Below are 22569 nucleotides of genomic sequence, written 5' to 3'. Positions count from 1 at the left end.
ATAATAAAATTCAAGCTATACTTCTTAGATATTTGACGTGAACTGAAGAGGAAATCCCCGCCCCACAGCTGTCGTTTAGATAACAGAACGTGGCTGCAGGTCGGGGGGCAGGGGCAAATTAAGGAAGAGCGGTCCCGGCCATTGCAATGCTGGCTCCTGCAACAGACGTGACCGCAATGATGGCAGCACCTGAGCACGGCGAAAGCGAGCGCGGGAAATGCGCCCTGACGGGCTCATCCCAAGAGCCAATGATTATGCCCCATATCAGGCCTCTTGGTATAAATGCTTCAGGACCGAAAATCGGCGCAAGCCCTTGAGGCCTGCGCCGGAAGAGGCTGCGTTATTTCGAGAAGTCGATCGCGCGGTCGCCGTTTTCATCCCTGATCCGGGTCGGCAGGCCGATATGGTTCAGGATATGGAGGAAAGGCTTGGGATTGAGCTCTTCGACATTGACCATGGTCCTGGCGTCCCATTCGCCGGAGGCAACCAGCATGGCCGCCGCGACCGGCGGAACGCCGGCCGTATAGGAAATGCCCTGCGAACCAACCTCTTCGTAAGCCTCTTTGTGGTCGGCGACGTTATAGATGAACACTTCGGCCGGCTTGCCGTCCTTGGTTCCCTTGACAAAATCGCCGATGCAGGTCTTTCCGGTATAGCCGGGTGCCAGCGAAGAGGGATCAGGCAGCACGGCCTTGACAACCTTGAGCGGCACGACATCCTGGCCTTCAGCGGTTTTCACCGGCTGTTCCGACAATAGGCCAAGGCTTTTCAGCACGGTAAAGACGTTGATATAATGCTCGCCAAAGCCCATCCAGAAGCGGACATTGGGCGAACCCATATTCTTCGACAGGGAATGGATCTCGTCGTGGCCACTCATATAGGCCATGCGCTTGCCAACCACCGGCAGGTCAAATTCCTTGCCGATCTCGAACATCTTGTTGGTGGTCCATTCATTGTTCTGCCAGGCATAGACCACGCCGGTGAATTCGCGGAAATTGATTTCCGGGTCGAAATTGGTAGCGAAATACTTGCCGTGATCGCCGGCATTGATGTCAACGATGTCGATATCCGTGATCGTGTCGACATAGTCATCCTTGGCGAGGCGGGCAAAGGCATTGACGACGCCCGGGTCGAAGCCTGCACCGAGGATCGCGGTAACGCCTTTCTCGGCGCAGCGTTCCTTGCGCTTCCACTCATAGTTTCCATACCATGGCGGCGTTTCGCAGATCTTGTTCGGCTCTTCGTGGATCGCCGTGTCGATATAGGCCGCACCCGTCTCCAGGCAGGCCTCCAGAACGGACATGTTGAGGAAGGCCGTGCCGACATTGATGACGATTTCGACGCCGGTCTTGCGGATCAGCGCAATTGTCGCTGCAATGTCGAGCGCATCGAGTTCATGCGCGGCAATCACGCCGTCGACCTTCATCGCCTTCTTTTCATGGATGCTGGCAATAATGGCTTCGCATTTGGCGCCGGTGCGCGAGGCGATATGAATATCGCCGAGCACGTCGTTATTTTGTGCGCATTTATGGGCCACCACCTGGGCAACCCCGCCAGCGCCGATAATCAGCACATTCTTCTTCATCGGGTAAACACCTCCGGTTCAAGCAGCATGGCGGGGTTCCTCCCCTCCGGTAAAACTGCGAAAAGCAAGGTTCCGGCAGGCCGCCTGCGGCCTGCCATGACATTCAACACAGCGACCATTCACGGATCGCATCGGATCGGTTCAAGACAGGCTTGCGACATAATCATCGAAGCCGAAACGCCGGACTTCGCGGATTGTCCCATCTTCCTCGCGGATCGCGATTGCCGGCATGGCAACGCCATTGAACCAGTTTTTCTTGACCATTGTATAGCCGGCGGCGTTTTCAACCGACAGGCGGTCGCCAACCTTTACAGGTTTTTCAAAGGAGAATTCGCCGAAAATATCGCCAGCAAGGCAGGACTTGCCGCAGATCATAACCTTGTGCGGACCGCTATCCGGCAGGATCTTTGCCCGCTCGCGATAGATCAGAAGATCCAGCATATGCGCCTCGATCGAGCTGTCGACGATGGCGAGATCCTTGCCATTGTTGAGTGTGTCGAGGACGGTGACCTCGAGCGTTGCAGCGCCTGTAATCGCCGCCTCGCCGGGCTCGAGATAGACCTGGACGCGATATTTCTCGGCGAAGGCCTTCAGCCGTGCGGCGAGCTTTTCAATCGGATAGTCCTTACCGGTGAAATGAATGCCGCCGCCGAGCGAGACCCAGTCGAGCCGTGCGAGAAGATGACCGAAACGCTGCTCGATTACGCCCAGCATGGCTTCGAACCGGTCGAAATCCTCGTTCTCACAGTTATTGTGGAACATAAAGCCCGAGACGCGGTCGATGACGGCCTCGATCAGTGCCGGATCATGCTCGCCCAGTCGCGAGAAGGGGCGCGCGGGATCGGCCAGATCGAAATCGGACGAGGAGACCTGAGGGTTCACACGCAGGCCGCGGATCTTGTCGCGGGAGACGTCTTCAAAGCGGGTCAGCTGGCCGATCGAGTTGAAGATGATCTTGTCGCAGTTTTCCAGAACCTCAGCGATCTCATGTTCGGCATAAGCAACCGAATAGGCATGGGTTTCGCCCGGGAATTTCTCGCGGCCCAGCCTTACCTCATAAAGTGACGATGATGTCGTGCCATCCATATAGCGGCTCATCATCTCGAAAGCGGACCAGGTGGCAAAGCATTTGAGCGCGAGCAATGCGCGGGCACCGGAATGTTCGCGCAGCCAGGCAATCTTTTCCATATTGGCCCTCAGGCGCGGCATGTCGATCAGATAATAGGGCGTCTGCATGATCTGCTTTCGGCCTTTCGCTGGGAACGGTGTTTCATCCTGTCCGGCTTCTGCCGGAAATATACGGCGCATCTATCGTGTTGCGAGCACCGTCTATCTATCGAAGGTGTCGGCAAAATCAAGCGATGTTGGTGTTTTTAAGCGCGCGTTTGAGAAGCTTTACCGCCAGCGCCTGATCAGTGTGGCGGATGCTACGATGATAGTGAGGGTTTCGGCGACAGCGGTCAGTTGCCTGTAGTCCCGCACGAGACGTCTGCACTTCATGATCCAGGCAAATCTGTGCTCGACACCCTATGATACATGGCAAAAGGCCTATGGGGCTCCTCCCTCCCAAACGCCCTCATATGATTGAATTTCAAGATGTATACCTGAAGCGACAACGCACAGAAAACGGGCCCGGAAACAATCGCCCCCGGGTCCGCCGATTTTGATATGAAGCTGGTCTTTCATCTTTCTGCGGCCAAACCGGTTCGTCTGGGCGAAATCTCAGCGGATGACCGTCACGGCTGTTTCCCTAGGGCGGATCGGTTCGGACATCGGCTTTTGGATCTCAGGTCAGTTGACCGGCGGCGCTGCCGTGAGCGCGGCCTTGAACCCCTTCATCGAAAGCGGCACCTTCAGCGCCTTGCCGTTCATCATCTTGAAGGTCACTGCCGCCGAATCGGTCTTTTTCAGTTCCATCAGCTGCGCATCGCTGAGCGCGATATCGGCGGTGCAGAACTGGCCGCAGGTCACATAGGTCAGGGAAATGTCGTTTGGCTTGGGCATTGCGGTTACCGCATCGCCTTTGGTGGGTTCATCAATGCTGCTGTCACCAAGCGACATCGTTACCCCGGTCCTCAGATCCACATTTGCCGGTGTCTGCACCACCGCGCGGTAATTATCGGTTGCCGGCAGCTTGCCCACGGCAATGGTCAGAAGACGCTGGGTCTGGCCATCTTTCTGCTGGGCGTTCAATGTCTGGGTCACCTCGCAAATGCGCTGCGGCTTTCCGGGCTCGGCATCGCCTTCTTTCTGGATCTGGACCAGCATGCAATGCTGCGACCAGTCGCCATAGGAGACTGTCGTATCCGAAGCCGGCACGGCATCGTCGCTCTGGGCCAAGGCCAGACCTGCCAAAAACATGCTACCGGTGATGGCCATGAGGCTGGCGCGAATTTGTCTGTGCTTCAACATGATCCTTGTCTTCTTTTCCTGAATTGAAATTGGTTCTGAACTGGGTGTCGGCGCTGGGCCGCCCAGGCGGTCGACCGTTTGCGCCGACCGTGAGATCCTTCCGGTCGCCATCGATGCGACCGGATCGCCACGCATCCGCCGTCCGGCGGAAATCAGGCAGCCCTGGCTTCGCTGATGCGCTTGGTTTCAATTTCAAGCAGGTGCTGCCAGTTCTGGCTTGAAGCCAGATGCAGCACGACGGCATCGGTGAAACCTTTCTTGTGCCATTCGAACAGAACGGTTTCAGGCAATGCACGATAGCGCTCCTGATCGACCACGAGCAGGCCATCAAGGCGGTAGCGGCCCTTGTCCGCAAAGCTCATCTCGACATGCTTTTCAACCAGCAGATCATGTTCCTGCAATGCCTTGATAAATTCATTGCCCAAGAGGCTCTGCTGATGGTAGGCGCTGCAGAATTCCATCATTGGCTTGGTTGCTTCACCTGCCGTGCCATCCTCATTGAAAAGACGGAGCCCTTTGGCCAGATCACCGGCCGGCCTGATACGCTGGCAGCTCCCCTCAAAGCCAAGCACGGTCTGCGTTTCATCCTGCGACTGAATGAGGATGAAGGGATAGCGCCGGATATAGGCGGGAATATAATGTCCCTCCAGCCAGGCGCCGGAGGCATCGACAAAGAGGTTCTGGTTCTGCTTGAGACCGGTGACGGCAACGGCTGCGGGAAGTCCCGCCGTCTTGGCAAAGACAAGCGGATAGCAGCGAGCGGCCGCGACAAATTCACTCGGCGGGAGCGGAATGGCATTTGTTGTTGCCGCAAAGGCAAAGTCCGGCTGCGTGTCCAGCACAAGGTCCTTGTGGTCTTCAAATCGCAGGACTTGCGGCGATTTATAGAAAAGCGGAAGCGTGTCGTCAGCCATTTTTTCTGCTCCGTTGGCTTGGTCGCCATAAGATGACGTTAAATTTTAATTACTACAACCTAAGATAACATAAACGTGAAACTTTCTACCTCCAATATTACTTGTCCAAAAAAGCGCGAAAAACTTGGCCGCTACCGACAGAGTGGCGCTTGACCAGCCTGTATGAGTGGTTTCCGGCCCATCATCTCGCGCCGGAAACAGCGCCTCCACAGCCGCAGCGTGGTCTGTCTATGAGCCTGATAAACAAATTTATTCCGCACCGGTTCAAAAAAGGCCGCCCGCCCGGGCAATCATTGTGGCTGCGTATGGGAACCCCACGCATGCCGGCCGGCTCCTTACGCATAAACGGTTTGCAAGATGCATGGAAAGGCTTGCAAATTTTCAATAATATCGTATATACGAAACTACGTATATTAATTCGAGGGAGTTCACCATGTCGCTTGATCGTATGGTTCTGGCTTTTGCTGGCATTATGGTTCTGGTTTCCGTGCTGCTGACAGTGTTTGTCAGCATCTATTTTCTCTGGTTCACGGCCTTTATCGGCGCCAATATGCTGCAGTCCGCTTTCACCGGTTTCTGCCCGGCCGCGATGATCTTCCGCAAGCTCGGCTTCAAACCCGGCTGCGCATTCTGAAAGCCTGACGAGGGGCAATGATGATGAAAATACCGTTCTGGCGTTCCGCCATGATCGCCGGCGCCATGCTCGCCGCATGGCCGGCCGTGGCCGCGACACTGAAGCTTGAGCCCGTGACCGTTCCGGAATGGAAGGCGGTCTATGGTGCCGTTGAGGCACGTGATACCATTCCCGCCCGCGCGCGTATCGGCGGCACACTGGAAACGCTGGTGGTGACCGAAGGTGACATGGTCAAGGCCGGCGATGTGATCGCAACCGTGGAAGATGACAAGCTTGACTATCAGATCAAGGCCTATGAGGCACAGCTCCAGGGGCTCGAGGCTTCGCTGAAGAACGCACAGTCGGAACTCGAACGCGGCAAGCAGCTGAATGAACGCGGTGTGCTGTCGAAACAGCAGCTCGACACGCTGCAGACCAATGCCGACGTGATCACCAACAATATCGCCTCGACCAAGGCCAGCATGGCGGTTGTCGAGCAGCAGATGCATGAAGGCGAAGTCGTGGCACCCGCAACCGGCAGGGTTCTCACCGTGCCGCTGGTCAAGGGATCGGTCATCCAGTCGGGCGAAACCGTTGCGACGATCGGCTCGGGCGGCATTTTCCTGCGCCTGTCGATCCCCGAGCGCCATGCCAGTCTGCTCTCGGAGGGTTCGACCCTGGAAATCAGCCGGGCCACCGACGGCGCGCTGCAGCAGGGCCGGCTGGTCAAACTCTATCCAGAACTTGAAAACGGACGGATCATCGCCGATGTCGATGTCACCGCCGATAATCTTCAGGCCGCCTATGTCGGCCAGCGCATTCTCGTGCGCGTTCCGATCGGCTCCCGTCAGGCTCTGATGGTGCCCGCCGATGCCGTTACCACACGTTATGGCCTCGATTTCGTGACCGTTGACGCCGGCAATGGCGAAACACGCGAGAAAACCGTAATCACCGGCCGCCACGACACGGTCGATGGCAAGGATATGGTCGAGGTCCTGACCGGGGTCGAAACCGGCGATGAGGTGATCCTGCCATGAAACCGCAAAAGCTCGGGATTGCCGGCGGTCTGACGAAGAATTTCATCTCTTCGCCGCTGACGCCCCTTTTCCTGCTGGCAGCCCTTGCGCTGGGGATCGTGGCGCTGTTCACGCTGCCGCGCGAGGAAGAGCCGCAGATTTCCGTTCCCATGGTCGATGTCGTCGTTCAGGCCCCTGGCCTAAAGGCCGAGGACGCCGTCAAGCTCGTCACCGAACCGCTTGAAACCATCATCAAGGGCATTAACGACGTCGAGCATGTCTACAGCCAGACCAATGACAACCAGGTCATGCTCACCGCCCGCTTCAAGGTCGGCACGCCAGCGGATTCTGCGGTGCTGCGCGTCCATGACAAGGTCATGGCCAATATGTCGGCCATCCCCATTGGCATTCCCGAACCCTCCATTGTCGGCCGCACCATTGACGACGTCGCGATTGTCGCGCTGACGCTGACACCAAGCACCGACAAAGGCCAGGATGTGACGGCGGCCGATCTGTCGCGGGTTGCCCGCGAATTGCAGACCGAGCTCACCAAGATCGACGATGTCGGACTGACCTATCTCGTCGGCGAGACAGGTGATGCGATCCGGATTGCGCCTGACCCGGAAAAACTTGCGCTTTATGGCGTCAGCCTGCAGGCCCTGACGGCCAAGGTGACGGCGGCCAACCGCGCCTTTTCCACCGGCACGGTGCGCAACAGCAATATGCAGATCGACGTCATGGCCGGTGAGACGCTGTCAACGCCAGAGGAGATCGGCAATCTGCTGATCACCACGAATGACGGCCGGCCGGTCTATGTCCGCGATGTTGCCAATGTCAGCTTCATCACCAATGATTCCGATGCCATCACCGCCAATGTCTCGCTCAATGCCGATGGCTCGGTCGATCGCGTTCCCGCCGTTACCCTTGCCGTTGCCAAACGGGCGGGCGCCAATGCGGTGACCGTGGCCGATCAGATCCTGCATCGTGTGGATGAGCTGAAGAGCCGGCTGATCCCCGACACGATGAGTGTCGCGGTGACCCGCGACTATGGCGAGACCGCCAACGAAAAAGCCAATGAACTGCTGTTCCACCTGGCGCTGGCGACAATCTCGATCATCATTCTGGTCGCAATCGCCATCGGTCTCAGGGAAGCGCTGGTCGTTGCCATCGTCATTCCGGTGACAATCCTTCTAACGCTGTTTGCCGCCAATATCATGGGCTACACGCTGAACCGCGTTTCGCTGTTCGCGCTGATCTTCTCGATCGGCATTCTCGTCGATGACGCCATCGTCGTCATCGAGAACATTGCCCGCCACTGGGCGATGAAGGACGGACGCTCGCGGATCAGCGCGGCGATCGACGCGGTTGCCGAAGTCGGCAATCCGACCATTGTCGCGACGCTCACCGTGGTTGCAGCCCTGCTGCCAATGATGTTCGTCTCCGGCATGATGGGCCCCTATATGAGCCCGATCCCGGCCGTGGCATCGGCAGCCATGATCTTCTCGTTCTTCGTTGCCGTGATGATCACGCCCTGGCTGATGGTGAAGATTGCCGGAACGGCCAAGCTGCACAATGAGGATGCCCATGGCGGTGGCCTTCTCGGAAAGGCCTATGCCGCCGTTGCCCGGCCGATCCTGAAAACCAAGTTCAGAGCCTGGAGCTTCATCGCCATCGTCGTTATCGCCACTTTCGGTTCGCTGAGCCTGTTCTACACCAAGCACGTCACGGTGAAACTGCTGCCCTTCGACAACAAGTCGGAACTGCAGGTCACGCTTGACCTGCCGGAAGGCTCATCTGTTGAAGAAACTGACGCAGTTGCCCAGGCGGTCGCCGCCGTCGTCTTGAAGACACCGGAAGTGGTCTCGGTGCAGACCCATGCCGGCACAGCCGATCCCTTCAACTTCAACGGTCTCGTCCGCCACTATTACATGCGCGAACAGCCGCAGCAGGGAGACGTGCAGATCAACCTGACGCCCAAGGGGGAACGCTCGCGCACCAGCCACGAGATCGCGCTGGATCTGCGCAAGCAGATCCTGGCCGAAGTCCACGTGCCGGATGGCACGTCCCTCAAGGTCGTCGAGCCGCCCCCCGGACCGCCGGTCATGGCAACACTTCTGGCCGAAATCTACGGGCCCGATGCAAAAACCCGGCGCGCCGTTGCGGAAAAGGTGCGGGAAGCCTTCAATTCCGTACCCTTCATTGTCGATGTCGATGACAGCTATGGTCAAGAGACCAAGCGGCTTCGCGTGACAATCTCCGGCGACGACCTCGAATATTACGGCGTTTCGGAAGATGATGTCTTCGACACGCTGGAGGCGCTGAACGCCACCACCACGATAGGCTATTCGCATCGTGGCGGCGGACGCCAGCCGATCCCGATCGAGATTGGCCGCCCCAAGGGCGACAAGGTGCTGGACGAGAGCTTCCTCTCAACCCCCGTTCCGTCGTCCAACAGTGATGGTACGACGTCTGACGTGGTTGAACTCGGCGATGTCGTGAAGGTTTCCGAGGAACCGACCTCCTACACCATCTTCCGCCACAACGGCCATTTTGCCGACATGGTCACCGGTGAGCTTGCCGGCGATTTCGAGGCGCCGCTTTATGGCATGCTGGCCGTTCAGGATGCGATTGACCAGATGGACTGGGGCGACCTGCCAAAACCGGTCATCAAATTGCATGGCCAGCCGGAAGACGAAGCCAGTCCGATCCTGTTGTGGGATGGGGAATGGGAAGTGACCTGGGTCACCTTCCGCGATATGGGAGCGGCCTTCATGGTGGCGCTTCTGGCGATCTATATCCTCGTCGTCGCCCAGTTCGGCTCGTTCAAGGTACCGCTGGTCATCCTGACCCCGATCCCGCTGACCTTCATCGGTATCATGGCCGGACACTGGCTGTTCCATGCGCCCTTCACCGCAACATCGATGATCGGTTTCATCGCACTGGCCGGTATTATCGTGCGCAACTCGATCCTGCTGGTCGATTTCATCCGCCATGCAAAGTCGGAGGATGTGCCACTGACCGAAACCCTGATCGAGGCCGGCGCGATCCGCTTCAAACCGATCCTGCTGACGGCACTCGCCGCCATTATCGGTGCGGCCGTGATCCTGGCTGACCCGATCTTCCAGGGGCTGGCGATCTCGCTTCTGTTCGGGCTGATCTCATCGACGCTTTTGACGGTGCTGATCATACCGGCGATCTATCGGGTGCTCAGAACCTGAACCGGAAACAGCGCAAATTATCAGCCGGGTCGCGTCTTATGGCGTGACCCGGCTTTTCGATGGAGCGTCACCTTTTTTGGATTCGCCGCAGCTAACGCTGCCGAAAAGAGGTTTCAATTTACCCGCATTGCTGCCTGCTGGGAGCCGCTATTCTATTTTAGTTTGCATTCCGTTCGTTCATCGGACATTTTTGCGATGCACCTTTCAGGGGGGTGTCAAATGGGGTTGCCTGCTCGTCAGGCTAAACAAGGGAACAAAGCGTCCTTTGAGCAAGATAAATTCGATTCTGGAATTTCTCGTCATAGCGCATGAAGTCAATCGCCATGGCGATGTTGGTGCTGCGCTTAAAAAGGCAGTAAATGCCTATAATTTCAAGCATTTCGGTCTTTATCGCATCATGGCCTTCGACAATGCCATGCTTCCCGAACCCATATGGCAGGTCCTGCCGCCCGAAGCGTTCGAGCATTATCTCGACAAGGAATATTACCGTCTTGATCCAACCATGCTCTACCTCGAAACAGCCGAAACCCCCTATTCCTGGGAAACGGCCTATCAGGCAGTGGACAGCGCTCATCCGCACTATTCACAAATTAAAACGCTGCGCACCGAAGCGATCAATCGGGGGCTGGTTTCTGGCTTCTGTCTGCCGGTGTTCCGTCGCGAAGGCCTCGTTGCCAATATGTGGATCGCTTCTGATGTCAGGATCGAACTCTCGCCATTCGAACTGACTCTTTTCTCGACCGCGGCGCATGTGGCTTACCATTGCCACCTGAAATTTGGCCCTGCAACCAGATCCCGTATACCGCGCGGATCCGGCAAGAAGGTGCTTTTGAGTGATCGCGAGAAAAGCATACTCAGCCGGCTTGCCGAGGGCATGACTTCGGTTGAGATTGGCCGTGCCATCGGCATTTCGAACCACACCGTCGACTGGTATGTAAACGGCCTGCAGGAAAAGCTTGACGCACGCAATCGACAAAATCTGATAGCATCTGCCTTCCGAATTGGGCTAATCTCCTGATTGCGCCAGAATTAAGTCGATGTCTCCTGTAAGCGGTTTGCGCTTCAGCGGGTCATTGATTATGAATTTTATCAAGCGAATTTTCCGCCCGTGCTGTTGAGGAGGCCGTCCTTGCCGATTTCCAAGATTCTTGTTGCCAACCGTTCAGAAATTGCCATCCGTGTTTTTCGTGCCGCAAACGAACTCGATATAAAAACGGTCGCGATCTGGGCGGAGGAAGACAAACTGGCGCTTCACCGTTTCAAGGCCGATGAAAGTTATCAGGTCGGTCGCGGTCCGCATCTTTCCCATGATCTGGGACCGATCGAAAGCTATCTGTCGATCGAAGAAGTCATCCGCGTCGCCAAGCTTTCCGGCGCCGATGCCATTCATCCAGGCTACGGCCTTCTGTCCGAAAGCCCCGAATTTGTCGATGCCTGTGCCGAAGCCGGCATTACCTTTATCGGCCCGAAGGCTGAAACCATGCGCCGGCTCGGCAACAAGGTTGCTGCCCGTAATCTTGCCATAGAGGTCGGCGTTCCGGTGGTTCCGGCGACCCCGCCTCTGCCTGAAGATATGGACGAAGTGGCGAGGATGGCCGAGACAATCGGCTATCCGGTGATGCTTAAGGCCTCCTGGGGCGGCGGTGGCCGCGGCATGCGCGTCATCCGCTCGAAGGACGATCTCGCCCGCGAGGTGACCGAAGCCAAGCGCGAGGCCAAGGCCGCCTTCGGCAAGGATGAAGTCTATCTGGAAAAGCTGGTCGAGCGTGCCCGCCACGTCGAAAGCCAGATCCTTGGCGATACCCATGGCAATGTCGTGCATCTGTTTGAACGTGACTGTTCCATTCAGCGCCGCAACCAGAAGGTCGTCGAACGTGCGCCTGCGCCCTATCTGTCGGAAGAACAGCGTGCCGAGCTTGCCGAATATTCGATCCGTATCGGCAAGGCGACCAATTATATCGGCGCTGGCACCGTCGAATATCTGATGGATGCCGATACCGGCAAATTCTACTTCATCGAGGTCAATCCGCGTATTCAGGTCGAGCACACCGTCACCGAAACCGTGACCGGCATCGATATTGTCAAGGCGCAGATCCACATTCTCGATGGCTTTGCCATTGGTACCGAGGGCTCCGGCGTTCCGCCGCAGGACGAGATCAAGCTGCGCGGTCATGCGCTTCAGTGCCGCATCACCACGGAAGATCCGGAGCATAATTTCATTCCCGATTATGGCCGTATCACCGCCTATCGCGGCGCGACCGGTTTCGGCATCCGCCTGGACGGCGGCACGGCCTATTCCGGTGCGGTGATCACCCGCTATTATGATCCGCTTCTGGAAAAGGTCACCTCCTGGGCACCGACGCCGGAAGAGGCCGCCCGCCGGATGAACCGCGCCTTGCGCGAGTTCCGTATCCGCGGCGTGGCGACCAACCTCACCTTCCTTGAGGCGATCATCACGCATCCGAAGTTCATGGAATACAGCTATACGACGCGTTTCATCGATGAAACGCCGGAGCTGTTCTCGCAGGTGAAACGTCAGGACCGTGCGACCAAACTTCTGACCTACCTCGCCGACGTGACCGTCAACGGCCACCCGGAGGTCAAGGGCCGGCCGAAGCCATCCGATGAGATCGCCCCGCCGGTCGTCCCCCATATCGGCGACACAGAGCCCAGAGCCGGCACCAAGCAGTTGCTGGACGAGATGGGGCCGGAGAAATTCGCCAAGTGGATGCGCAACGAAAAGCGCGTGCTCTTCACCGACACCACCATGCGTGACGGTCACCAGTCGCTGCTTGCCACCCGCATGCGCACCCATGACATTGCCACGATCGCCGGCACCTATGCCCGGGCATTGCCGGAACTGCTGTCACTGGAATGCTGGGGTGGCGCCACCTTTGACGTTTCCATGCGCTTCCTGACGGAAGATCCGTGGGAACGGCTGGCGCTGGTGCGCGAAAAGGCGCCGAACCTGCTTCTGCAAATGCTGCTGCGCGGTGCCAATGGCGTCGGCTACAAGAACTATCCCGACAATGTGGTGAAATTCTTCGTCCGCCAGGCGGCCAAGGGCGGGATCGATCTGTTCCGCGTCTTCGACTGCCTGAACTGGGTCGACAATATGCGCGTGTCCATGGATGCCGTGATCGAGGAAAACAAGCTCTGCGAAGCGGCGATCTGCTACACGGGCGACATTCTCAACGCGAAGCGTCCGCAATATGACCTGAAATATTATGTCGATCTGGCCAGGGAACTGGAAAATGCCGGTGCCCATATCATCGCCATCAAGGATATGGCGGGGCTTTTGAAGCCGGCGGCCGCCAAGGTGCTGTTCAAGGCGCTGCGCGAAGAGATCGGCCTGCCGATCCACTTCCACACCCATGATACGTCGGGCGTGGCAGCGGCAACGGTTCTGGCTGCCGTCGATGCCGGTGTTGACGCGGTTGACGCTGCCATGGATGCCTTCTCCGGCAACACCTCGCAGCCATGCCTTGGCTCGATTGTCGAAGCGCTGAAGGGTCATGAGCGTGATCCGGGTCTCGATACCGGCTATATCCGCCGCATCTCCTTCTACTGGGAAGCCGTGCGCCACCAGTATTCGGCCTTCGAGAGCAATCTCAAGGGACCGGCCTCGGAAGTCTATCTGCATGAAATGCCGGGCGGCCAGTTCACCAATCTGAAGGAACAGGCCCGTTCGCTCGGCCTTGAAAGCCGCTGGCATGAAGTGGCGCAGGCCTATGCCGATGCCAACCAGATGTTCGGCGATATCGTCAAGGTAACGCCATCTTCCAAGGTTGTCGGCGATATGGCGCTGATGATGGTGAGCCAGGATCTTTCCGTCGCCGATGTCGAAAATCCGGGTAAGGATATGTCCTTCCCCGATTCGGTCATCTCGATGCTGAAGGGCGACCTTGGCCAGCCACCCGCCGGATGGCCGGAAGCGCTGCAGAAAAAGGCACTGAAGGGTGATACGCCCTATGTCGTGCGCCCCGGCTCGCTGCTTGAAGATGCAGATCTCGAAGCGGAACGTGCGGAGGGTTCTGAAAAGATCGGCCGTCCGCTCGATGATTTCGAGCTTGCCGCCTATCTGATGTATCCCAAGGTGTTCGTCGATTATGCGCTGGCGCTGGAAACCTATGGTCCCGTCGCCGTTCTGCCGACGCCGTCCTATTTCTACGGCATTGGCGAAGGCGACGAATTGCTGGCCGAGATCGAACGCGGCAAGACACTGGTGATCCAGAACCAGGCGATCACCTCGGTGGATGAAAAGGGCATGGTTTCGGTGTTCTTCGAACTGAACGGCGCCCCGCGCACCATCAAGGTTCCGGACCGCGCCCATGGTGCCGCCGGCGCCGGTGCCCGGCCGAAGGCCGAGGTCGGCAATACCGCCCATGTCGGTGCGCCAATGCCGGGCGTGATCTCTACCGTTGCCGTTGCGGCAGGTCAGCAGGTCTCCGTCGGCGACGTTCTGGTTTCCATCGAAGCGATGAAAATGGAATCCGCGCTTCATGCCGACCGTGACGGCGTGATCAAGGAAGTCCATGTCAAGGCCGGTGACCAGATCGACGCCAAGGATCTTCTGGTGGTCTACGAGGCTTAAGCCGCTACAAACCATCAGCTTGACGATCGAGAGGGCCGCAAAAGCGGCCCTTAGCTTGCTGACAAAGTCATTCAGCTTGTCTGTTTGGGGTGGAATAGCCATCGCCTCCGCCGTCATCCCCGTGCTTGTCACGGGGATCCATACTCTTAAAGATTTGAATAAGCGGAGTCTTTCGCCGCGCGGACGCGCGTCGGGTGGATGCCTGTGACAAGCACAGGCATGACGTTAAAGAAGGGGCTAGGCTTTGTCTGCAATCTGAGGGCCGCGAAAGCGGCCCTTAGCTTTTGGGCTTGCATGCCGGTTCATGCACGTTTATGCATGATCAAACGCGATTAATCCGGAAGATCGGCATGAATGATATATTGATGCGTGAGCGGCAGACGGCCATCATGCAGCGGCTTTCGCAGGCAGGACGGGTGATTGCCGCCGATCTGGCGGCAGATTTTGCCGTTTCCGAGGATACGATCCGGCGGGACCTGCGTGAACTTGCCGCGCGCGGCCTGTGCGAACGGGTCTATGGCGGCGCGCTGCCGGTTGCGCCATCAAGCGGCCGGCTTGGCCGCCGCGAGCATGAAAACAGCGACGCCAAGGCGCTGCTTGGCCGCGCCATCGCCGCCGAAATCAAGCCGGGCATGAGCGTGTTCCTCGATGCCTCCAGCACCAACATCGCCGCTGCCCGCGCCATGGCCGATACAGATGTAACGCTGATCACCAATGCACCGGCGATCGCCGCAGCGCTCGACGCCCATGCCGCTGTAAGCGTCATTATGATCGGCGGCGTCATCCACCGCACCATTGGCGGTGCTGTGGACGCCAAGGCGGTGTCGGAGCTGTCACAGTTTCATTTTGATCTCTGCGTGCTGGGCGCCTGCGGCGTCGATATCGAGGCCGGGGTGACCTGTTTTCACTATGACGATGCGCTGTTCAAACGCGCCGCCGCTGCCCGCGCCGACCGGATGATCGCAGCTATCACAGCGGACAAGATCGCAACCCGTGCGCCGCATGCAGTGACCGCGCTCACCGCCCTGGACGGGCTGATCGTCGATCCCGCCCTGGACGGCGAAACATGCGCGGCATTGCGATCTGCCGGTGCCAGGCTGATTTCCGCCGGAAGGGAGACAGCGCCATGACGACGATTGCCCATGTGGCCATGTGGACCGGTGATCTGGAACGGATGGCGGCGTTTTACCGTGATCACTTCGGCGCTGCGATCGGTCCGCGCTATGAAAGCCGGCGCAGACCCGGATTCGTGTCCCGCTTCATCACCCTGTCTCAGGGGCCTGCCATAGAAATCATGCAATTGCCACAACTTGGGCCCCCTATTGCCGATGCGGAACGGCCCGGCTATGCGCATCTGGCAATCGCACTCGGAAGCGCCGATGCCGTCAACCGGATGGCCCGCAGGGCTGAGATGGACGGCTTTCTGAAAAGCCCGCCACGCCTCACGGGTGATGGCTTTTACGAAGCGGTGATTGCCGATCCTGATGGCAATCCGATTGAAATCACGCCCTGACGAGAACGCTATGACCGAATCTGCCTCCATTGCGCGTCCGACGCGCTACATGACGAAAAGGCGCGGCGCCGTGTCGTTGCTCTTCCTCATGAACGGTTTCTTCACCGGGTCATGGGCGCCGAAGATCCCGGAATTTGCCGAACGGCTTCACCTCTCTGAAAGTGCACTCGGGTTGATGATCCTGACTTTTGGTCTCGGCTCCATTGCCGCCATGCCCGTGACCGGCATCGCCATTGCCCGGTTTGGCTCGGCGCGGGTGCTGAAGACCGTGGCGCTTTCATTCCTGCCAATGCTGCTGCTGATCACGCTTGTCACCAGCGTACCGCTCGCCGTCATCATCATGATCCTGTTCGGCTCCACCATGGCGATGATGGATGTATCGATGAATGGCAATGCGGTCAGCGTCGAGAAAGTCGAGCATCGCTCGATCATGTCGTCCTGCCACGCCTTCTGGAGCCTTGGCGGGCTGATCGGTGCGGCCCTTGGCGGCATGCTGATCGCCGCCATCGGTGTTTTCGGCCACGCGATTATCGCCACGCTGATCGGCGGCGGCTTAATCGCAATTGCATGGAAAAATGTCACGCCGGACGCGCCGGAAACGGAGGCCAGGCGCGAAAAACTGCGCCTGCCGCTGACGCCCCTTCCATGGCTGATCGGCATCATGGCACTGTTTTCGATGATCCCGGAAGGGGCAATCATGGACTGGAGCGCGCTTTACCTGAAAGATGAGCGCATGGTCGCCATCGCCTGGTCCGGCTTCGGCTTTGCCGCCTTCGAGCTGGCCATGACTGCGATGCGCTTTGCCGGCGACAAGGTGCGCGACCGTTTCGGCGCCGTCTCGACCCTGCGCTTCTGCGCCGCCATGTCGGTTATCGGGCTTCTCATGATTGGCCTTGCGCCTTCCGTGCCGCTGGTGATCCTGGGCTTTGCCATTGCCGGTATCGGCATTTCCAACATGATCCCGATCGCCTTTTCGGCTGCCGGCAACCTGCCGGGCCTTGCACCCGGCATTGGCCTTTCTGTCACGACAACGCTTGGCTATTCCGGCATTTTGGTGGCACCGTCAGCCATCGGTTTCATCGCCGAGCACACCGGCTTTGCCCCGGTCTATGCCGGACTTGCCCTGCTTCACGTGGTGGTTTTCGCACTGGCCCCGCTCGCCCGCCATGCGGATCGGGGCTGATGCCGGAACTTCGACAATGTTGACATGAGCCAAGCTTTGATCCACCTGAAGGACATGAAAATAGCCGAGCCGGAGACTGTCATGACAGCCGAGCACAATTTTGATCCCAAACCCCGCCGTTCCTCCGTTGCCGTCGATGTCGGCGGTGTGATTGTCGGCGGCGGGGCGCCGGTGGTCGTGCAGTCGATGACCAATACCGATACCGCTGATATCGACGCAACCGTCGCCCAGGTCGCCGCCCTTCACCGGGCCGGATCGGAGCTGGTGCGCATCACGGTGGACCGCGATGAGGCCGCCGCCGCCGTGCCGAAGATCCGCGAGCGGCTGCTGCGGCTTGGCATGGATGTGCCGCTGATCGGCGATTTCCACTATATCGGCCACAAGCTGCTTGCCGATCACCCGGCCTGCGCCGAGGCGCTGGCCAAATATCGCATCAATCCCGGCAATGTCGGCTTCAAGGACAAGCGCGACAAGCAGTTCGCCCAGATCATCGAAATGGCGATCCGCTACGACAAGCCGGTGCGCATCGGCGTCAACTGGGGTTCGCTTGATCAGGAGCTTCTGACCAGGCTGATGGATGAAAACAGCGAAAACGGTTCGCCGCTTTCCGCCCGTGAGGTCACCCGCGAGGCGATCGTCCAGTCCGCACTTCTGTCGGCCGAGCTTGCCGAAGAGATTGGCCTGCCGCGCAACCGGATCATCCTGTCGGCCAAGGTCAGCCAGGTTCAGGACCTGATTGCGGTCAATTCGATGCTGGCGAGCCGTTCAGACCATGCGCTGCATCTCGGCCTCACCGAGGCCGGCATGGGCACCAAGGGCATTGTCGCCTCCTCGGCCGCCATGGGCTACGTGCTGCAGCATGGCATTGGCGACACGATCCGCGTCTCGCTGACGCCGGAACCCGGCGGCGACCGTACCCGCGAGGTGCAGGTGGCGCAGGAATTGCTGCAGGTGATGGGCTTCCGCCAGTTCGTGCCGGTGGTTGCCGCATGTCCCGGCTGCGGCCGCACCACCTCGACGGTGTTTCAGGAGCTGGCCTCCAAGATCCAGGCCGATATCCGCAAGAACATGCCGGTCTGGCGCGAGAAATATCCGGGCGTCGAGGCGTTGAATGTCGCGGTGATGGGCTGTATCGTCAACGGTCCGGGCGAGAGCAAGCATGCCGATATCGGCATTTCGCTGCCCGGAACCGGCGAAACCCCCGCCGCCCCGGTCTTCATCGACGGCAGGAAGGCCATGACCCTGCGCGGCCCCAATATCGCCGCCGATTTCGAAGGCCTGGTCGCCGATTACATTGAAAAACGCTTCGGTGCAGGAAGCCAGGCGGCGGAATAGAGCGGCTCAGTCCTTCCGGTAAATCCGTCCGCCGCCTTTCTTTTCCCCGGTATCGCTGACACCGGAGAATGCGCCCTTGCGCACGGCGGCCAGAAATTCGCGGCCGAGGCGAACCTTGTCGCCGATATAAAGGTCGTCCCAGCCTTCACCGTAAAGTGTCGGGAAATGAAAATCGCCCGGCTCAAGGCCCAACAGCTTGGTTTTCAGTTTTTCGCAGAGCCGTTCATCAAGCATCATTTCTTCGCGTTTTCGAAACGCTCCCAGATGGCATCCATGCCGTCATTGAGCGCATCATAGACGCCACGTTCCTTCAGCAGTTTCACCACCTGTTCATTGGTGCCGCCCTTGGTTGCCGATTCCAGTGTCAGCTCGGAAAAATTCAGATGCGGTGCGTTCTTCGCTGTTGCTGCGAGCGCATAGAAGACCGCGCCGGAAAAGGTCCGCGCCTTGTCGGCCGGGACATTTTTCGCCTCCAGCCAATCGGCAATCGTCTCGTAATAGGCAAAGGCGCCGGCAAGGGTGGAGGTGGCAACGCAGAGCGCCTGATATTCCTCTGCCGTTTCAACCGCGACAGCCGTGCCGAGCGGAGAAAACATCGCGACAATCTCGTCATCGGGCGGATAGATCGGCGTCGGCCCACCATGGAAGGCAACCGCCGGGAGCGGCGTTACCAGTGTCACCTTGTCAGCCGGTGCGACAAGCGCCTTGATGGCCGTCACATCATAGGTTGCCATGAAGGAGACGACATGCTGGCCGGCGCGGAAGGTCAGCGTCTTCAGGATATCGGCCGCACCAAGCGGGCGCAGCGCCAGAAACAGCATATCCGCAGCATCAATCACCGCCTGATTGCTTGCCGCCACCGTCACATTGTCGAAACGTGTCGCCAGCTCTCCGGCAATATCCGCATTGCGGGGCGACAGGATGATATCCGGCTTTTCGCCCGCAACCGTGCTGAGCCCGATCACAACCGCCTTGGTGATTTCGCCGGTACCGATGAAGCCGAGTGCCATGCCGTTTTCCTTCCCGATGTTTCAAAACCATGATTTTGGGCGGAAAGCATAATCCGTGACACCATGATTGCAATCGATGACGCATAGAAAAGGCCCGTAGCCTGTCTCAGCTGCGGGCCTTCGACTTGAATGCCGGTCCGGACTTACGCCGCCGCGTCGGAACGGTTCTGGCGATTTTCGATCAGATCATCAACCACGCCGGGATCGGCGAGCGTCGATGTATCGCCGAGCGCACCGAAATCATCCTCGGCGATCTTGCGCAGAATACGGCGCATGATCTTGCCGGAACGGGTTTTCGGCAGACCGGGAGAAAACTGGATCTTGTCCGGCGTTGCAATGGGGCCGATTTCGGCGCGCACCCATTTCACCAGTTCCTGTCGCAGTGCCTCATTCGGCTCATGCTCGCTCATCAGCGTCACATAGCAATAGATCCCCTGCCCCTTGACCGGATGCGGATAACCGACCACGGCAGCCTCGGAGACGAAGTGATGCGAGACCAGCGCGCTCTCGATTTCCGCCGTGCCGAGCCGGTGGCCGGAGACGTTGAGCACATCGTCGACACGGCCGGTGATCCAGTAATAGCCGTCCTCATCGCGCTTGCAGCCGTCGCCAGTGAAATATTTCCCCTTATAGGTGGAAAAATAGGTCTGGATGAAACGGTTGTGATCACCATAGACCGAGCGGGCCTGGCCGGGCCAGCTGTCGGTGATGCAGAGATTGCCGTCAAGCGCACCATCGCCTTCCAGCACATTCCCCTCATTGTCGACCAGCTGCGGCTTGATGCCAAAGAAGGGTTTTGTGGCCGAACCGGGTTTGAGATCAGTGGCGCCCGGGAACGGCGAAATCATGATGCCCCCGGTTTCCGTCTGCCACCAGGTATCAACGATTGGCAGGCGCTCTTCGCCGACCACACGGTGATACCATTCCCAGGCTTCCGGGTTGATCGGTTCGCCGACGGAGCCCAGAAGGCGCAGGCTTTCGCGCGAGGATTTTTTGACCAGATCATCGCCAGCACCCATCAGGGCACGGATCGCCGTCGGCGCGGTGTAGAGGATATTGACCTTGTGCTTGTCGATCACTTCCCAGAACCGGCCGTAATCAGGGAAATTCGGCGTGCCCTCAAACATCACCGTGGTGGCGCAATTGGCAAGCGGCCCGTAGACGATATAGGAGTGACCGGTGACCCAGCCAACATCGGCGGCGCACCAGAACACCTCACCCTCGCGATAATCGAACACATATTCATGGGTCATGGAGGCCCAGACGAGATAGCCGCCTGTCGTGTGTAAAACGCCCTTCGGCTTGCCGGTGGAACCGGAGGTGTAGAGAATGAACAGCGGATCCTCCGCCTTCATCTTCACCGGCGGGCAATCCGGCTTCACCGTCTTGATTTCCTCGTGATACCAGACATCGCGGCCCGGCGCCCAGCCGATATGACCGCCGGTGCGGCGCACGACCAGAACGTGATTGACCAGCACATATTGCTTGGCGGCGATATCGATGGCGAGGTCGACATTTTCCTTCAGCTGGATCGGCTTGCCACCACGCACGCCCTGATCACAGGTGATGACGAAGGTCGATTCACAGTCGACGATACGCCCCGCCAGCGCTTCCGGCGAAAAGCCTGCAAAGACCACGGAGTGAATGGCACCGATGCGGGCGCAGGCGAGCATCGCGTAGGCCGCTTCCGGGATCATCGGCATGTAGATCGTGACGCGATCACCCTTTTTCACGCCATATTTCTTCAACACGTTCGCCATACGGCAAACCTGATCATAAAGCTGGTTATAGGTGATCTTCTTGTCGATATAGGGGTTGTCCCCCTCCCAGATGATGGCGGTGCTTTCACCATGGGTCTTTAAGTGACGGTCAATGCAGTTATAGGACACATTGGTCTGTCCGTCCTCGAACCACTTGATCGAAACGCGGCCGTTGAAGGACGTGTTCTTCACCTTGGTATAGGGCTTGAACCAGTCGATCCGGCGACCGTGTTTGTCCCAGAACTTGACTGGATCGTCGACGCTTTCCTCATACCACTTGTCGTATTTCGCCTTGTCGATCAGGGCGCGCGCTTTTTCCGATTTCGAAACCGGGTAGACCTTGGCTGACATGGCTTCCTCCTCCGAAGTTGTTCAGCATTTTTGCCGCCGGCGCCTCCATGCGCACGGGTTAATCCTGATTCATAACAACATCGGATGTGGCATCAATAAGACATTCGTCAATTCTGGCTTCTGATTTGCAATTCGTGAACTTTCACACTATAGAGATGCCATGATTTCCCGGAAAATGTGGTAACGACCCACGGCCCGCGACACCGGCGCGGACGACAGAAGGACTTTATCCAAATGGCACAGAAGCTGCTCATGCCCAAGGCAACCGCCGTCTGGCTCGTAGACAACACAGCCCTGTCATTCGATCAGATTGCCGAACTCTGCAAACTGCACCCGCTCGAGGTGAAGGCCATTGCCGATGGTGAATCCGCACAAGGCATCAAGGGCCTCGACCCGATCTCGACCGGCCAGCTTTCGCGTGACGAGATCGCCCGCGGCGAAGGCAATCCGAACTACAAGCTCAAGGTTTCCGAACCGCGCGTACGCGTGCCGGAATCCAAGCGCAAGGGCCCGCGCTACACGCCGGTTTCCAAGCGCCAGGACCGCCCCAACGCCATTTTGTGGCTGGTGCGAAATCATCCGGAACTGAAGGACGCACAGATTTCGCGTCTCGTCGGCACCACCAAATCGACCATCGAGCAGATCCGCGAGCGCACCCACTGGAACGCTGCCAATCTGACACCGATGGATCCGGTGACGCTCGGCCTTTGCAGCCAGATTGACCTTGACCTCGAGGTCGAACGTTCCGCCAAGGACCGGCCGCTGCCCTCGCCCGAGGAAATGGAAGCCACGCTGGTCTCGGCCCGTGATACCGAAGGTCTCGGCAATGATTACGACGATCGTCGCGAAGAGCGCGAAATGTCGGCTGATGAGGTCTTCTCGCGCTTTTCGTCGCTGAAGAAGGACGACGAGGAAGAGGAAGACGACAAGTTCTGATCGACTTTCGATCCCGGATAACAAAAGGGCCCGTTTGGGCCCTCAGTCTGCTGACAAATTCGTTCACATTGCCTGTTTGGGGTGAAATAGCCCCTCCCTCCGTCGTCATCCCCGTGCTTGTCACGGGGA

At 58.5% G+C, this 22569-nt stretch carries 17 protein-coding genes; 10 read left to right on the top strand and 7 right to left on the bottom strand.

Features of this window, described 5'->3' with window-relative positions; translation table 11 throughout:
* Positions 1 to 340 precede the first annotated feature (340 nt).
* The 4 genes from FJU08_RS16845 to FJU08_RS16830 form a co-directional block, all read right to left on the bottom strand.
* A complete protein-coding gene (locus tag FJU08_RS16845; protein ID WP_141150199.1) occupies positions 341 to 1585 on the bottom strand; it encodes a saccharopine dehydrogenase family protein in 1245 nt (414 codons plus the stop codon).
* 141 nt (positions 1586 to 1726) lie between these two features.
* On the bottom strand, positions 1727 to 2824 hold the full coding sequence (nspC, locus tag FJU08_RS16840) for a carboxynorspermidine decarboxylase (RefSeq protein ID WP_181409904.1): 1098 nt from the start codon (positions 2822 to 2824) through the stop codon (positions 1727 to 1729).
* Between the two features lie 552 nt (positions 2825 to 3376).
* Entirely contained in the window at positions 3377 to 3997 is a 621-nt protein-coding gene (locus FJU08_RS16835) for an invasion associated locus B family protein (RefSeq protein WP_181409894.1), read from the bottom strand.
* Positions 3998 to 4149: 152 nt separating this feature from the next.
* Positions 4150 to 4911: a SapC family protein gene (locus FJU08_RS16830; RefSeq protein ID WP_141150196.1), complete on the bottom strand. Its 762-nt coding sequence runs from the start codon at positions 4909 to 4911 to the stop codon at positions 4150 to 4152.
* 433 nt (positions 4912 to 5344) lie between these two features.
* Between FJU08_RS16830 and FJU08_RS16825 the strand changes: the two genes are divergently transcribed.
* The 9 genes from FJU08_RS16825 to ispG all read left to right on the top strand — a co-directional run bounded on the left by FJU08_RS16825 (position 5345) and on the right by ispG (position 18383).
* Positions 5345 to 5545, top strand: coding sequence for a YgaP family membrane protein (locus FJU08_RS16825; RefSeq protein ID WP_141150195.1), 201 nt, complete (start codon positions 5345 to 5347; stop codon positions 5543 to 5545).
* Positions 5546 to 5565: 20 nt separating this feature from the next.
* A complete protein-coding gene (locus FJU08_RS16820) occupies positions 5566 to 6561 on the top strand; it encodes an efflux RND transporter periplasmic adaptor subunit (RefSeq protein ID WP_235890764.1) in 996 nt (331 codons plus the stop codon).
* Positions 6558 to 9758 (top strand): efflux RND transporter permease subunit, encoded by a 3201-nt coding sequence (locus FJU08_RS16815; RefSeq protein WP_141150194.1) that lies wholly within the window; start codon positions 6558 to 6560, stop codon positions 9756 to 9758. Before FJU08_RS16820 ends, FJU08_RS16815 begins: the two co-directional genes overlap by 4 nt.
* 76 nt (positions 9759 to 9834) lie before the next feature.
* On the top strand, positions 9835 to 10776 hold the full coding sequence (locus FJU08_RS16810) for a helix-turn-helix transcriptional regulator (RefSeq protein ID WP_141150193.1): 942 nt from the start codon (positions 9835 to 9837) through the stop codon (positions 10774 to 10776).
* A 111-nt stretch (positions 10777 to 10887) separates the two neighbouring features.
* Positions 10888 to 14352, top strand: a complete 3465-nt coding sequence (pyc, locus tag FJU08_RS16805) for a pyruvate carboxylase (protein ID WP_141150192.1) — start codon at positions 10888 to 10890, stop codon at positions 14350 to 14352.
* Positions 14353 to 14702: 350 nt separating this feature from the next.
* Positions 14703 to 15482 carry a DeoR/GlpR family DNA-binding transcription regulator gene (locus FJU08_RS16800; protein WP_141150191.1) on the top strand — a complete coding sequence of 260 codons (780 nt, stop codon included), beginning with the start codon at positions 14703 to 14705 and terminating at the stop codon, positions 15480 to 15482.
* A complete protein-coding gene (locus tag FJU08_RS16795) occupies positions 15479 to 15865 on the top strand; it encodes a VOC family protein (protein ID WP_141150190.1) in 387 nt (128 codons plus the stop codon). The genes FJU08_RS16800 and FJU08_RS16795 overlap by 4 nt, the downstream gene beginning before the upstream one ends.
* A 10-nt stretch (positions 15866 to 15875) precedes the next feature.
* Complete coding sequence (locus FJU08_RS16790; RefSeq protein ID WP_235890762.1) at positions 15876 to 17048, top strand: MFS transporter; 1173 nt, start codon at positions 15876 to 15878, stop codon at positions 17046 to 17048.
* A gap of 81 nt (positions 17049 to 17129) precedes the next feature.
* Positions 17130 to 18383 (top strand): flavodoxin-dependent (E)-4-hydroxy-3-methylbut-2-enyl-diphosphate synthase, encoded by a 1254-nt coding sequence (gene ispG / locus FJU08_RS16785; protein WP_141150189.1) that lies wholly within the window; start codon positions 17130 to 17132, stop codon positions 18381 to 18383.
* Positions 18384 to 18389: 6 nt separating this feature from the next.
* Here ispG and FJU08_RS16780 read toward each other — a convergent pair whose 3' ends face one another.
* From FJU08_RS16780 to acs, 3 genes are all read right to left on the bottom strand, one after another.
* Complete coding sequence (locus FJU08_RS16780; RefSeq protein WP_210245263.1) at positions 18390 to 18620, bottom strand: DUF1413 domain-containing protein; 231 nt, start codon at positions 18618 to 18620, stop codon at positions 18390 to 18392.
* Positions 18617 to 19393: a pyrroline-5-carboxylate reductase gene (locus FJU08_RS16775; protein ID WP_141150188.1), complete on the bottom strand. Its 777-nt coding sequence runs from the start codon at positions 19391 to 19393 to the stop codon at positions 18617 to 18619. The genes FJU08_RS16780 and FJU08_RS16775 overlap by 4 nt, the downstream gene beginning before the upstream one ends.
* Positions 19394 to 19536: 143 nt before the next feature.
* Positions 19537 to 21504, bottom strand: coding sequence for an acetate--CoA ligase (gene acs / locus FJU08_RS16770; protein WP_141150187.1), 1968 nt, complete (start codon positions 21502 to 21504; stop codon positions 19537 to 19539).
* A 234-nt stretch (positions 21505 to 21738) separates the two neighbouring features.
* Between acs and FJU08_RS16765 the strand changes: the two genes are divergently transcribed.
* Positions 21739 to 22440, top strand: a complete 702-nt coding sequence (locus tag FJU08_RS16765) for a DUF1013 domain-containing protein (protein WP_141150186.1) — start codon at positions 21739 to 21741, stop codon at positions 22438 to 22440.
* The last annotated feature ends 129 nt before the right edge of the window (positions 22441 to 22569 follow it).

Source organism: Martelella alba, from assembly GCF_006516955.1.
Classification (GTDB): domain Bacteria; phylum Pseudomonadota; class Alphaproteobacteria; order Rhizobiales; family Rhizobiaceae; genus Martelella; species Martelella alba.
This window is presented reverse-complemented; position numbering and strand designations above follow the sequence as displayed.